The sequence below is a fragment of the Bacillus sp. JJ1609 genome (assembly GCF_036967045.1).
Taxonomy (GTDB): domain Bacteria; phylum Bacillota; class Bacilli; order Bacillales; family Cytobacillaceae; genus Mesobacillus.
Map to the genome: position 1 here is coordinate 125538 of NZ_JBALSS010000024.1, position 13458 is coordinate 138995.

At 40.6% G+C, this 13458-nt stretch carries 11 protein-coding genes; 3 read left to right on the forward strand and 8 right to left on the reverse strand.

The features are described 5' to 3' along the window. Nucleotides 1-110: 110 nt before the first annotated feature. The 5 genes from mbcS to ezrA all read right to left on the reverse strand — a co-directional run bounded on the left by mbcS (nt 111) and on the right by ezrA (nt 6459). Nucleotides 111-1694, reverse strand: a complete 1584-nt coding sequence (mbcS, locus tag V7654_RS17000; protein ID WP_335431867.1) for an acyl-CoA synthetase MbcS — start codon at nt 1692-1694, stop codon at nt 111-113. A 152-nt stretch (nt 1695-1846) separates the two neighbouring features. After that, nucleotides 1847-2053: a small, acid-soluble spore protein, alpha/beta type gene (locus V7654_RS17005; protein WP_207500692.1), complete on the reverse strand. Its 207-nt coding sequence runs from the start codon at nt 2051-2053 to the stop codon at nt 1847-1849. Nucleotides 2054-2214: 161 nt separating this feature from the next. Continuing rightward, complete coding sequence (thiI, locus tag V7654_RS17010; protein ID WP_335431868.1) at nt 2215-3423, reverse strand: tRNA uracil 4-sulfurtransferase ThiI; 1209 nt, start codon at nt 3421-3423, stop codon at nt 2215-2217. Then, nucleotides 3420-4565, reverse strand: a complete 1146-nt coding sequence (locus V7654_RS17015) for a cysteine desulfurase family protein (protein WP_335431869.1) — start codon at nt 4563-4565, stop codon at nt 3420-3422. The genes thiI and V7654_RS17015 overlap by 4 nt, the downstream gene beginning before the upstream one ends. Nucleotides 4566-4770: 205 nt before the next feature. Then, nucleotides 4771-6459, reverse strand: coding sequence for a septation ring formation regulator EzrA (gene ezrA / locus V7654_RS17020; RefSeq protein ID WP_335431870.1), 1689 nt, complete (start codon nt 6457-6459; stop codon nt 4771-4773). Nucleotides 6460-6660: 201 nt separating this feature from the next. Here ezrA and hisJ point away from each other — a divergent pair, with 201 nt between their 5' ends. Beyond that, nucleotides 6661-7452, forward strand: coding sequence for a histidinol-phosphatase HisJ (gene hisJ, locus V7654_RS17025; RefSeq protein ID WP_335431871.1), 792 nt, complete (start codon nt 6661-6663; stop codon nt 7450-7452). A gap of 103 nt (nt 7453-7555) precedes the next feature. Here the strand turns inward: hisJ and refZ are convergent, their stop codons facing one another. After that, entirely contained in the window at nt 7556-8191 is a 636-nt protein-coding gene (refZ, locus tag V7654_RS17030) for a forespore capture DNA-binding protein RefZ (RefSeq protein ID WP_335431873.1), read from the reverse strand. A 152-nt stretch (nt 8192-8343) separates the two neighbouring features. Here refZ and V7654_RS17035 point away from each other — a divergent pair, with 152 nt between their 5' ends. Next, entirely contained in the window at nt 8344-8823 is a 480-nt protein-coding gene (locus V7654_RS17035; protein ID WP_335431875.1) for a GAF domain-containing protein, read from the forward strand. A 114-nt stretch (nt 8824-8937) separates the two neighbouring features. Here the strand turns inward: V7654_RS17035 and megL are convergent, their stop codons facing one another. Both megL and V7654_RS17045 read right to left on the reverse strand, forming a co-directional pair. Beyond that, entirely contained in the window at nt 8938-10149 is a 1212-nt protein-coding gene (gene megL, locus V7654_RS17040; protein WP_335431876.1) for a methionine gamma-lyase, read from the reverse strand. A 108-nt stretch (nt 10150-10257) separates the two neighbouring features. Then, nucleotides 10258-12153, reverse strand: coding sequence for a sensor domain-containing diguanylate cyclase (locus tag V7654_RS17045; RefSeq protein WP_335431877.1), 1896 nt, complete (start codon nt 12151-12153; stop codon nt 10258-10260). 601 nt (nt 12154-12754) lie between these two features. Here V7654_RS17045 and rpsD point away from each other — a divergent pair. Beyond that, nucleotides 12755-13357, forward strand: coding sequence for a 30S ribosomal protein S4 (gene rpsD, locus V7654_RS17050; RefSeq protein ID WP_335431878.1), 603 nt, complete (start codon nt 12755-12757; stop codon nt 13355-13357). The last annotated feature ends 101 nt before the right edge of the window (nt 13358-13458 follow it).

Here is a 13458-nt window from a genome sequence, read left to right on the forward strand (position 1 = left end):
GGAGTCTACGCGCCTTCCTCTCCAATCAACAGGGATTCCATAACTTATTTGTGAACTGTATCTTTGTCGACTAGCTGAAGCATTCCTAAACAGCCTGCTTTTCTATTTCCTTATTTACTTGCAACTTCCAATTCCTTTTTCCTTAGCTCAATGCGTCGGATTTTTCCGGAGGTGGTTTTTGGCAGTTCTTCAAGGAATTCAATTTTACGCGGATATTTGTATGGTGCTGTTAAATCCTTTACATGCTGCTGCAGCTCTGCTACCAGGTTTTCCTGCTCAGCGCTGATGCCTTCCCTCAAGACGACAAATGCCTTTACAATATGGCCGCGAATTTCGTCTGGTGATGCTACGACAGCACATTCTTTAACATATGGGTGCTTAACGAGAGCATCCTCAACCTCGAATGGTCCGATTGTATAGCCTGAACTGATGATGATGTCATCACCGCGGCCCTCAAACCAGAAATAACCCTCTTCGTCCTTGCTAGCTTTGTCGCCTGTTACATAATAATCTCCTCTGAACTGCATCGCCGTGCGTTCAGGATCCTTGTAATAGTTTTTGAACAAAGCTGGTGTTTCAATATGGACTGCAATATCTCCAACTTCTCCTGGAGGACAAGGTTCACCGTTTTCATTTATAATATCGACAGTGTTTCCTGGTGTAGGCTTACCCATGGAACCTGGCCTCAATTCCATTCCCTTTGCGACTCCAACAAGAAGAGTGTTCTCTGTTTGGCCATATCCGTCGCGGACATCGACATAGAAGTGCTTTTTAAAGGTCTCGATGACTTCTCTGTTAAGTGGCTCGCCTGCTGACACAGCACTGTGCAGCCCAGGAAGGCTGTAATCGCCAATGTTCTCTACTTTCGACATTAAACGATATTCGGTCGGTGTGCAGCAAAGAACATTCACATTGTATTTTTGTAAAAGTGACAGATACTTCTGAGGCTCGAATTTCCCATGATATACGAGACCTGTAGCTCCTGTTCCCATTACTGATAAAAACGGGCTCCAGATCCATTTCTGCCAGCCTGGTCCTGCAGTTGCCCATACAGTATCCCCGTCTTCGATGCCAAGCCATTTACTTGCTGCAGTGCGCAAATGGGCAAATGCCCACCCATGTGTATGGACAACTCCCTTCGGATTGCCTGTCGTACCAGATGTATAGCTTAAAAACGCCATATCGTCGCGCTCAGTGTCCGCCAGTTCAAGTTCTCCAGAAGCCGATTTCATTTCTTCGTCAAGATGAATCCAGCCCTCTATGTTCTCTCCGATTACAAACTTATGCAGATTCACAACTTCCTCGATTCCGGAAAATTCTTTTGTATATGGAGCGAAGCTTACCACCGCTTTTACATCCCCATGTGTAATCCGATATTGGTAATCCTTCGTCCTTAACATTTCAGAGCTTGGAATGACAACCAGTCCCATTTTTAACGCAGCAATATATGTTTGATAAGCTTCAATCAGTCTTGGGACCACAACAAGTACAACATCTCCCTGCTTCAATCCGAATTTCGAGAAAACGTTTCCAATTCTGTTTGCATTTTTTAGAAGTTCACTGTATGTAATTTCCTTTGTATCGCCTTCTTCATTCTCCCATAGGATTGCCTTTCTGCTGGAATCCTGGGCAAAGTGCTCCATTTCCGATACAAGATTATACTTTTGAGGTGCAATCAATTCTTCCCTGTTCATAATCTTCCCCCTTAATTTTTTAGATAAATCCCCACTAGTTCATTATACAAAATTATTATAAAATTATAAATTATAAGATAACGTTTTCTGCAATCAGAAAAAGGAGCAGGACTTTTGCCCTGCTCCTTGTAGCCATATTATTTATTTTTTAATTAGCGAGAGAATCCGCCACCAAGTTGTTGTTCAGCCATTTGCACTAAACGCTTAGTGATTTCCCCTCCTACAGAACCGTTAGCGCGAGAAGTAGTTTCTCCACCAAGTTGTACACCAAATTCTGTAGCGATTTCATACTTCATTGAATCAAGAGCTTGTTGAACTCCAGGAACTAGAAGTTGATTTGAGCTGTTGTTGTTTGCCATGTGTTTTCACCTCCTTGTGAGTATAGAGTGTGTAGAAACACATGGCTTAATACTGAAGATTAACTGGTAATTGTTCACAAATTTTTAACATATGTGAAATTGATATTTATGTTCAAGATTTATTGCTGTTATGTCTTCGAAAACTTACGCTCATAACCACCCTAGAATAAATCATCTATAGTGTCATCTTTTCGTACGGAAGCTGGTTTAACAATGATTCGCTCTGTTCCTTCTACCGCTTTCTGGATCAATTCCTCAAAATCAAAGTAGCTCTCAAAGTTCTGGACCTTTTCAAGCTTTGGCTTTGTTTTAGGAGATGCTGGGACGAAGACTGTGCAGCAATCTTCATAAGGCCGGATGGATATGTCATGCGTTTCGATTTCATGGGCAATATCCATGATCTCAAGTTTGTCCATTGTGATTAATGGCCTGATGATCGGCGTACTAGTTACTTCATTGATCGCATACATACTTTCGAGAGTCTGGCTGGCTACCTGACCAAGGCTTTCGCCAGTGATGATAGCTAAACCGCCTTGTTTCTCTCTGATAGCGTCCGTAATTCGAAGCATCAGCCTTCTTGTTGTAGTCATCGTATAGTTCTCAGGAACTTGTTTGTGTATGGCTTGTTGAATTTCTGTAAATGGAACTATATGCAGCGCGAAATGTCCACTTACCTCTGCAAGTTTTTCGGAAAGATCGATAACTTTTTGCTTAGCGCGTTCACTTGTGAATGGAGGACTGAAGAAATGAACACCTTCTACTTCAAGGCCTCTTTTCATGGTTAAATAACCTGCAACTGGACTGTCGATGCCGCCTGAAAGCATTAGCATCCCTTTACCTCCTGATGCAGCAGGCAGCCCCCCTGCTCCCCTGATATTCTCAGCAGAGATGTAGGCAGCCTCTTTTCGAATTTCTATCTGAAGGTTAATATCTGGCCTGCGTACATCAACAGTCAGCCCATCTACATTCCTTAAAATATGGCCGCCAAAAGTAGCGTTAATTTCATTCGTATCAAGTTCAAATGTTTTATCAGACCTTTTTGCACTAATCTTAAAGGTTTGTCCTTGTTTGTGAATGCTCCTAAAAAGGTCAAGCGCAGCATCCTTCATTTTCTCAATATCTTTTTCGACTTTAATTGCCGGACTGTAAGATTGAATTCCAAATATCCTTTTTATTCGTTTCCCTACCTCTGCGCTGTCTTCGCCATTCAGCAGGATAAACATGCGGTCACGATCTGCCTTGATCTCAACATTCGGTAAATCGCTTAAAGTTCTTTTAATATTTTTTCTTAACCGGTCGATAAATTTGTTTCTGTTTCTTCCTTTTGTCGATATTTCTCCATATCGAACCAATATACGGTCATACATCATTTATTTACTACCTCACTTAGTTGTTTTACAGCCTCTGCTATTGCTTTCACTGTTTGTTCTGCTTCTTCTACTGTATTGCTGTAACTAAGACTGATCCGGATTGCACTTTCTGCCTCATCAGTTGGAACTCCCATCGCCAATAAAGTCTTGCTGGGAGCCTTTTTCTTTGAAGAACATGCGCTTGTAGTCGATACATATATATCCTTTTCCTCAAGCGCATGGACAAATGTTTCTGCCTTAAGTCCTTTTACAGAGAAATTTAAAATATGTGGCGCACTGTTTTTCTCAGGTGTATGGATGGTAATTTCCTTTATCTGGCATATCCCATCCCTTAATCTATCCAATGCCGCAGTCATTTGATTCAGCTTTTCTTTTCTCTGTTCAAGCGTCATCCGCAATGCTTTTGACATCGCAACCATGCCTGCAACATTTTCCGTTCCGCTCCGCTGCTTCCATTCCTGATTCCCACCTGAAAATAATGGCGACAAACGTATTCCTTCTTTTACAAATAAGACGCCTGTTCCTTTCAGTCCGTGAAATTTATGCCCAGAGATCGTACATAAATGAATCCCAGCATTGGAAAAATCCACTGGAACCTTTCCAACTCCCTGGACGTGATCCACATGAAAAATTGCCTTAGGGTACTTTTTCAGCATTGAGCCAATTTCCTCAATGGGCTGGATCGTACCGACTTCATTATTTACGTGAATAATGGATACTAGGATAGTGTCATCACGCATTTCCTTTTCGACTGCTTCTGTGCTGATGAAACCATGGGAATCTGGATTAATATACGTAATTTCAAATCCAAGCGTCTCTAGCTGCATCATTGCATTATGGATGGAGGCATGCTCCATCCCGGTGGTAATTATATGTCTCCCTCTTTCTCTATGCGCCATTGCCACGCCTTTAACAGCAAGATTATTGCTCTCAGTACCACCAGAGGTGAATAAAACCTCCGTTTCCTTGACGTTAAGCAATTTAGCAACCTGGCTGCGTGCCTGCTGGAGCAGTTTCTCTGCCTGCCCGCCAATTCTATGAAGAGATGATGGATTGCCGAAAAAATCCTCAGATACCTTCAAAAATGAATTTAATACTTCTTTATAGGGTTTTGTCGTTGCACTGTTGTCAAAATAAATCATCGTCTTCCCCCCTTGTTCAAAACCTTTATGCTAACTAAAAATCTTATCATATTAGCAGTCCATTGAAAATCAAACAGAACCCTCTTCACCTGCGACACGTTTATTATTTCCCAAAACTTTCTTATGGGGCAGATCTTGCGAAAAAGACAATCAAACTGCCTCCAAAAAAACAGGTCTCCTTTTTTGGAGACCTGACTGGTTATAATTATTTTTCAGCAAGCATGACTTCAATTTTCTTTAGTGCTCCTGGTTCTATTTCTTCAATTGAAGTTGCAGCCTGTTCTAGCGCCTGGCGGTAATCATAGTTTCTGAAAAACTCTTCTGCCTCACGCAGGCCACGGTCAACCGATGGGTATCTGCTCCGGTATCTGTTACCGTATTGAATAACCTTTTCGGCAAGCATGACCGTCTCGACGATTTCTTCTGTTGAAGCTTCCAGCTTGTTCACGGTTAAGACAGCTATTTCCAAATATTGATGAATGGAAGGGATATCAAGCGGCTTCTGATCAAGTTTTTCATTTACTTGATTGATGCTTTCATTCGCATCGTCAAGAAGATACTTATAATCCTGCGATAATCCTGGCATATTGCTTTTGGAGATCGTCCGGACCATTTCCGTAATCTTTTTGGAAAGTCCCTTTACTTTCTCCCTTGCAGCCAATTCATCCTTTCTCAAAGCGCTAAGCTTTTCCATCAGTGCTTTTTGTTCTTCAACAAGAGCATCTAGCTGCTGTTTAGCTTCTTCAAGTTCAACCTTTATCAAGCTCTGAGGTGTATCATTTTCAGTAATTCTGTGGTCAATCAATTCAAAACGTTTGAGCAGCCCCTTTATTTGCTGTTCTACATTTGTTTGGGCGGCTAGCTCTTTTTCCGAAAGATGATAGCTTTCCTGGATGTGCTTTGTTTCTTCCTTAAGTGTCTTGCTTTCCGTTATAGCTTTTACGAGTATTTCCTTGGCTTCATGTTCAGTCTTGCTGATGTATTGTTTAGCCATAACTTCATGTTCGAGAAGATCGAAAAGATTATCGACTTTTTCCTTTAAGCCATGAATGCCCTGCCCAGCTATTTCGACATCCCCGCTTTCAAGCGAAACAATGTATTCTGAAAGTTCTTTGCCAATATTCTCTAATTCTGCTTCTGCGTTCAGGTGGTCGAGAATATACCCTTGGGCAGACATTTCCTTGACCCCTTCTTTTATATCGCTGACTTGACCGGGGAGTGTTGATTGGCAATCATGCAGAAGCGCAGGGATCGAATCCATTTTCACGGCAACCTCGTCAAGCATTGCTTTGATGGTCAGGACCGTTTCCCTTGCTTCTAAATAATTTCCGTTCTCGGTTTTCTCATCAAATTCCACGAATTTCCCCTGGATCTCTTCAAGGGTAGCTTCAAGGCTTGCTTCGGCTTTGCCAAAGCTGTGGCGGTGAGTCAGGAGGCTTTTCTTGCTTTCCCTGTATTCTTCCTTGAGTCCATCAATTTCTTCACGATTCTTTTCTTCACTGCCGACCAGTTCATTCAATTCGTGGAGGATTTTTTTGATTTTGTCCTCAGTTTCAGTCAGTTTCTGGTCGATGATGGAAAGTGAGTCTTTCGCTTTTTTAAAACGATACTTATCAATATATTCTTCAGCATCAAACAAGTAATCTTCTATTCCCGGAAGCTTCGAAGTAACAAGTTCATCCCATTCCTGGCGCCAGCGCTCGAAAAGCTCCTCTGTTTGTCCTGTCATGTTCAACTGTTTTACTTTTGACATTTCATCGAGTACAGGCCGGTTCATAATCTCGATCTTCCAGGACTCGTATCTGTCCACTTCACTGTAAAATTTCCGTTTCCTAAAATACCCTATTAAATAAAGAATTATTAATATAGCAATTCCACCAATTATGTACTTCATTGTTATCCCCCTGGCCTCACAAATTCCAAGTTCTATATCCATATATTTAAATTGAATTTATAAATGCGTGTATAATGTATTTATATTACCATGTAAACGACATTTTTTGACTATTAATTTGAGATTTTTTGTTGAAATTATCCGAATTAAGCCGATTTGGCTCTACAGCAAACGAAAAATATTACTTTTGGTGGTGTTTTTATGAGAGACGGCCATGTACACACTTCTTTTTGCCCGCATGGAACAAAGGATAAAATCGAAGAGTATATTGAAAAAGCTTTACAGCTTGGCTATACGGAAATTACCTTTGCAGAGCATGCTCCGCTTCCAGAAGGATTCATCGACCCGACGCCATTAAAGGACAGCGCGATGAAACTCGATGATCTTGAAGATTATTTTAAAATAATTGAAAAAGCCAAACAACAGTACTATGGCAGAATCAAGATCAATACTGGGTTGGAGGTTGATTTCATTGAGGGGTATGAAGAACAGATTGCAGCTTTCTTAAATGAATATGGACGACATTTAAATGATGCAATTCTATCAGTACATTTTTTAAAAGATATGGATGGTGCGTATGATTGCCTCGATTACAGTCCTGAAACCTTCAGCGCCATGGTTGAGCATTATGGCTCGGTGGAAAATGTTCACCGCAATTATTACCGAACGGTGCTGAATTCGATTCAAACTGATTTAGGTTTGTACAAACCTAAGAGAATCGGGCATATTACTCTAGCGAATAAATTCAGGCTGCGTTTCACTACTGAGAACACCTTCAGGGAGGAGATTACTCAAATATTGGAAAAAGTTTCAGATCATGGATATGAGCTTGATTATAACGGTGCCGGTACGGCAAAACCTCTGTGCCGTGAGCCATATCCACCCGACTGGGTAATCAAACAGGCAATCACTCTTGGGATACCATTAATTTATGGATCTGATGCACACCAGGCAAAGGAGCTTGGGCAAGGGCTGGGGAGTATGCTGCTATAAAAAGGAAAACCGGCGTATATGCCGGTTTCCTCTTAATAATATAGGATTCTTGTAATACGGATTTAGTTATCCCTTTTATAAATGATAAGATTACGAAAAGAGTTTATATATTGATTAACATTTTTTGCTGCTCCTGCAGATCCATACAAATTGTCCCTCTTATCCATTGGGACATTTCCTTACTGTACTTAGCGGCAAAATATTGTTCATGTGGCAGTACATGGAGAACCTCGGTAACATAATGAGTATTTAAAAACGGCATAGAAAGGAGGGACTTTAGCTGTAAAATAATGTACTGGACGGACAGGTTCCTGAATTCACCGGTTTCCATGCCCCTTTCAAGCACCTTTTTGAAAAAATAACGCTCTTTCACATGGTAGGTAGACATGATTTCGCGAACAACCTGTGAATCGATCGTCATCTCTCTTAATATAAACCTTGTTAACTGGATATTTTCACATTGAAACCTTAACACATTATCAACCATCGCTTTCAGGCAAATTTCCGCTCCGCAATCCAGCAATGAAAACCCCTTTTCCAATTCTTCAAGATAGCTTTCAAAAAAGGCAGTAAAACAGTTTTCGAGGAGTCCATTCTTATTTTGGAAATAGTAAGAGATATTCGCTGCATTCACTTCCGCCTTTGCTGCAATATCCCTGACTGATGTACCATTAAACCCCTTTGTGTTAAACAAGAAGATGGCCGCATCCATGATTGCAGCTTTAGAATTTTTCCTCAATCTCCACCCCTCCCTTTCAAAGCAATCTCTTACTGTTTACCTTTCTGGAAATATACGAAATTCCCTTTAAAAAAAGCTCGACAAAGTCTCCATTGTTTCGGCTATATTTGATACAATGTATAGTAAAACTTCATGAATAAGGGGGAAAAAGGATGTTTAAAGTCGAAAATTACAGCGACAGCCGTGACAAAAACTACGATTTATTAATAAAGCAGCTAAAAGCCCTGATCGAAGATGAGAAAAACGCGATTGCAAATTTGAGCAATGCTTCTGCATTATTGAACCAATTTCTTGATCGTGTTAACTGGACAGGTTTTTATCTCATGGAGGATGGTGAGCTTGTCTTAGGACCATTCCAGGGATTGCCTGCATGTGTCAGGATTCCGCTTGGCAAAGGCGTATGTGGAACTGCCGCTTCAAATAGGGAGACCGTACGCGTTGAGGATGTCCATTCATTCCCTGGCCACATTGCTTGTGATGCAGCATCTCAGTCAGAAATCGTCGTTCCCATGATTAAGGATGGAAAATTACTCGGAGTCCTGGATATCGACTCTCCTGAGAAAAACCGCTTTGATGAATTAGATCAGCAAAAACTAGAAGAATTTGTTGAAGTATTGGTGCAGTATATTTAATCTTCATTGTTTTTTACAGCAGAACACATAAAAAAGCAGTTATCGAATGAATGATAACTGCTTTTTTTAGTTTTCGTACTACGGTAAAACATAATCTTTTCGAAAACAGCTCTTTTAGAACGACCCGCTTTCCTGCTTGCTTTCTTTTCTTACTGCCTCAAAAGCAGCTTCAAGATCATCTCTTAGATCTTCCCAGGCTTCCAATCCGACAGAGAGCCTCAGCATATTATCCTTAATGCCCATTTTTTCTCTCGCTTCCTTTGGTACAACAGCATGTGTCATTGTTGCTGGATGCTGGATTAGAGTCTCTGCATCACCGAGACTGACGGCGATTTTAATAAGCTTAAGTTTGTTCATAAATAACTGGGCAGCTTTTTGGTCTCCTTTAATGTTAAAAGAGATCAGCCCCCCTGACTTACGCATTTGTTTTTTTGCAATCATGTAATCAGGGTGATTCGGATCACCCGGGAAGATGATTTCCTCTACAGCTGGATGATCGGACAGATAGGCAGCAAGTTTCTCTGCGTTATCACAATGGCGGTCCATCCTTACAGGAAGTGTTTTCAATCCCCTAAGAAGCAGCCATGCGTCAAAGGGGGACATAACTCCGCCAATATCCTTTTGTGTTGTCATAGCAATCTTGGACATGATTTCTTTAGGTCCAACCGCTATTCCTGCTATTACGTCTCCGTGGCCGCAAATATATTTAGTCGCACTGTGAATGACAAAATCGCACCCAAGCTCAAGTGGATTTTGCAGATAAGGTGAACTAAAAGTATTATCAACCACAACCGGTATTCCTTTTTCTTTCGCCACCTCCGCAACCATTTCCAAGTCAACCAGCCTCATTGTCGGGTTGATTGGCGTTTCAATATAGATGCATGCTGTCTCAGGAGTAATGGCAGACAAAACTTCTTCTCTTGTCGACATCATCGAGAAATCATGATTGATATCATATTTTTCTTTCATGAGCTGCAGGAGCCCAAAGGTACATCCGTAGACGCCCTGCGAACAAAGAATATGGTCGCCAGTCCTTGTTAACGAAATTAATATTGCCGAAACGGCTGCCATGCCCGATGCAAAAGCAAGGGCTTTCTCTCCTTTTTCAATCGCGGCCATTCTTTCTTCAAGCATAGCGACGGTTGGATTGCCAAGCCGAGAATAAATAAAACCATCCTCTTCTCCCGCAAATCGCCTTTCTCCCTGTTCAGCAGTGTCAAAGGTAAATGTACTGGTCTGAAATAGAGGCGGAGCAAGGCTCCCCCTGAATTCATCGGATTTATAACCTGAATGGATTACTTCTGTTTCGAATCGTTTCTCTCCCATACTAATCCTCCTGTATTCTTTGTAACCGCTTACAAACCCCATTAACAGAATATGATATTTATCCAGATTATGAAAGTAATTTATCTTCGATTATAAAAGAAAAAGCACTCACTCCTGAGTGCTTATGAAATCAAACTGATTTTCTTTTTGGACAACCACTTTGTTTTTCCCGGAGTCTTTTGCAAGATAGAGTGCCTGATCAGCTCTTTTAAATAGAGTTTTAGTCGTGTCTGCCTGGCCCTTGATCCATGCAGAAACTCCACATGAAATCGTAACGTTTGGCTGTGTATGTTTCTCAACCTTATCGACAAGCCTGTTTGCAATCATGACTCCAATTTCAAGCGGCGCTCCCGGTAAATAAATCGCGAGCTCTTCTCCGCCCCATCTTGCCCCAATATCAGTTCCGCGTATATTTTTAGCAATCTGCCGAGCAAGCTGAATGAGTACATCGTCCCCGACCTGATGCCCATATTTATCATTAACCCCTTTAAAGTTATCAATATCAATTAATATAAAAGTGCCCTGGGAATCCTCAAGCATCGACAATTTCATTTTCTCATCCAAATATTTTCTTGAGTAAAGCCTGGTCAAATGGTCAGTAACGACCATTTTTTCCAGTTCTTCACGTAGAATGGAATTGGTAAATGCAAGTGTTGAATGATGGATCAGTGATTGCAGCAATTTAAAAGTTTCAAAGGCAAAGTGATAAGGCTCTTCATGCAGAACAATTGCAAATCCTTTCAAATCACCGCTTTGAATCATTGGAACGCCCATTATTGATCTAAAATGTATGGATGAAAATTCATTCTCCGAATCAAAATCCCCAATAAATAACGGCTCCATTTCCCTTTGAATCCGCCTGCCGACATCAGAGATATATTTTGAGGCATGTTTTGAAAAGAAAAAACTGGTGCTTCCCTGAAGCACAGAGTAATCATCACTTTCTGAATCGATCATGATGAAACCAACTTCTTGTGCTTTAAAGGATTTCACTATTTGCCCACAAATAAACTTCATCGTATCAGTCAGGCGCAAGCTTGTATTAAGCTGATGGGAAGTTTCATTAATCAATTGCAAATCCGCTATCAACTTTCTTGATTGTTCATAAAGTTTGGCATTCTCTAAGGCGCTTCCCGCAGTGTTGGCCAATAATTTAATGAACTCAACCTCATTTTGAGGAAAAACCAGTGAGTCAGGGGCAATTATCTGCAGTACCCCGTACACGCCCTGCTTTCCTTTTAAAGGGGCATACATAATTGAATTTCGATCAACGAGAGAATCTTCAAACTGGATTTGTCCGCTTACATAGGATTGCATTGCAGTCAGGTTCTCGCTATCATATTCTAAATCCTTTACTGGCAAGCCTTCATATCCTTTATGGTCATGTGATAGCAGTAAATAATAGATGAAGGTAGGGTACACTTCCTTCAAAGTAGAAATGATTTCTCCTAAAACGGCGTCCATATCCATCGTTGAATGGAATTTTTCTGTGACACGGAACAATTGCTTATAGCGTTTTTCCTCTGCCATCGTATCGGCAAGGCTGCTGATTTTATCAACAAAGGAGCCACATTCGCTCGTTGCCTTCTCTAAAAAATTGTCCGATGCACTGATTTGCGAACTGCCATACATTTGCAAAGCAATCATACCTTCTAATTCTCCTGCTTTATACAGAAGCATCAGCAAGTCATATTTTTCAAAGCCAGGAATTGATGGATTCTTAATGAAGGATCGCTGGCCAGCCTCATACTGAACCGTTACAATATCAGGACTGATAATTGCCTCTTTTCCACCTTCTCTTGTCGTCGCTTCTAAAATCAAATCCTGCTTCCATTCTTCATAACGATAAAAATCAACTTCATCTGCATTCATAAAAGGTTTCAGGATCGCAAGCATTTGTGAAAGAAGTTCAGTAAAGGAAAATGAGTCTCTGCTGCCGCAGATCAATTCAAAAAAATGGATTTTTAACTCCAATAATAATTCACGTTCTAATGTTTCTTCCATATGTATCACCTGTTTTTCAATCGCATCAGCCAGCGATTTGGATGTGACTCTTAATTTGTTAAATAATAGATTGAAATCCTCGGATCAAGTCCATTAAAGACCCATCGTTAATTAAATATCATGTCATGGCAAATTGTATTAGTTTAGGTGAATATCTAATTTTTTGAAATATAAAACAATTACTTTTAATTATATCATATGCATAGTAAAATAGTATGATTTAAAAGGATTTTTTAATAGGTTGTTTTCGTATACTTTGCTACTTTTGCATTAATATGGACTCTGCTTAAAAAAAGTCTTCGGAAATAGGAGGAATAACTATTTAAATGCGTTAAAGGTGTTTATACTTATTATGAGAAAACAGCTTCGCAAAAATATTATCTTGACTTTATTCATGTAAAAATTATATAATACTCCTTGTGTAAAATATCGCAGCCTGTGTGATCAACATTATGTATGTATTTTGTTCCTCAAACTCTTTTGATGGTGTATCTCGTAACCCGCTGCTGCTAGGGCGAAGGTACATGAAAACAAAATACCCATAACTGACAATCACAATCTGTTTTTATTTTACAAAATAAAAACTAAGGAGGAGTCATTCATGGCTCGTTATACCGGCCCAAGCTGGAAACTATCCCGCCGTCTTGGAATTTCACTAAGCGGTACAGGTAAAGAATTAGAAAAACGCCCTTACGCACCAGGTCCTCATGGTCCTAACCAGCGTAAAAAATTATCCGAATACGGATTACAATTACAAGAGAAGCAAAAGCTTCGTCACATGTATGGAGTAACTGAGCGCCAGTTCCGCAATTTGTTTGACAAAGCAAGCAAAATGCCTGGTAAGCACGGTGAAAACTTCATGATTCTTCTTGAAGCTCGTTTAGACAACGTTGTTTACCGTCTTGGTCTTGCTCGCACTCGTCGTGCAGCTCGTCAGCTTGTAAACCACGGTCACATCATGGTTGATGGCGCACGCGTAGATATCCCATCTTACCGCGTAGCTCCAGGACAAACAATCACACTTCGTGAAAAGTCACGTAACCTAGATGCTGTTAAAGAAGCAATCGAAGTTAACAACTTCGTACCTGACTTCTTGACTTTCGATGCAGACAAGCTAGAAGGAACTTTCACTCGTATGCCTGAGCGTTCTGAACTTCCAGCTGAAATCAACGAAGCTCTTATCGTTGAATTCTACTCTCGTTAATAGTTTGTTCTTAAAACCCCTGACCATTCTGGTCGGGGGTTTTGTTTTTGCTTTTGTTTTTGTTATGACAAAGGTTCGGTTACATTTTCCGAGTAATTCTA

Excerpts from the sequence above, each read along its gene's own strand:
- V7654_RS17045 (WP_335431877.1), bottom strand. The coding sequence starts at position 12,153 with ATGGAAGAAACATTAGAACGTGAATTATTATTGGAGTTAAAAATCCAT.
- megL (WP_335431876.1), bottom strand. The coding sequence starts at position 10,149 with ATGGGAGAGAAACGATTCGAAACAGAAGTAATCCATTCAGGTTATAAA.
- rpsD (WP_335431878.1), top strand. The coding sequence starts at position 12,755 with ATGGCTCGTTATACCGGCCCAAGCTGGAAACTATCCCGCCGTCTTGGA.
- thiI (WP_335431868.1), bottom strand. The coding sequence starts at position 3,423 with ATGATGTATGACCGTATATTGGTTCGATATGGAGAAATATCGACAAAA.
- V7654_RS17015 (WP_335431869.1), bottom strand. The coding sequence starts at position 4,565 with ATGATTTATTTTGACAACAGTGCAACGACAAAACCCTATAAAGAAGTA.
- V7654_RS17005 (WP_207500692.1), bottom strand. The coding sequence starts at position 2,053 with ATGGCAAACAACAACAGCTCAAATCAACTTCTAGTTCCTGGAGTTCAA.
- hisJ (WP_335431871.1), top strand. The coding sequence starts at position 6,661 with ATGAGAGACGGCCATGTACACACTTCTTTTTGCCCGCATGGAACAAAG.
- mbcS (WP_335431867.1), bottom strand. The coding sequence starts at position 1,694 with ATGAACAGGGAAGAATTGATTGCACCTCAAAAGTATAATCTTGTATCG.
- V7654_RS17035 (WP_335431875.1), top strand. The coding sequence starts at position 8,344 with ATGTTTAAAGTCGAAAATTACAGCGACAGCCGTGACAAAAACTACGAT.
- ezrA (WP_335431870.1), bottom strand. The coding sequence starts at position 6,459 with ATGAAGTACATAATTGGTGGAATTGCTATATTAATAATTCTTTATTTA.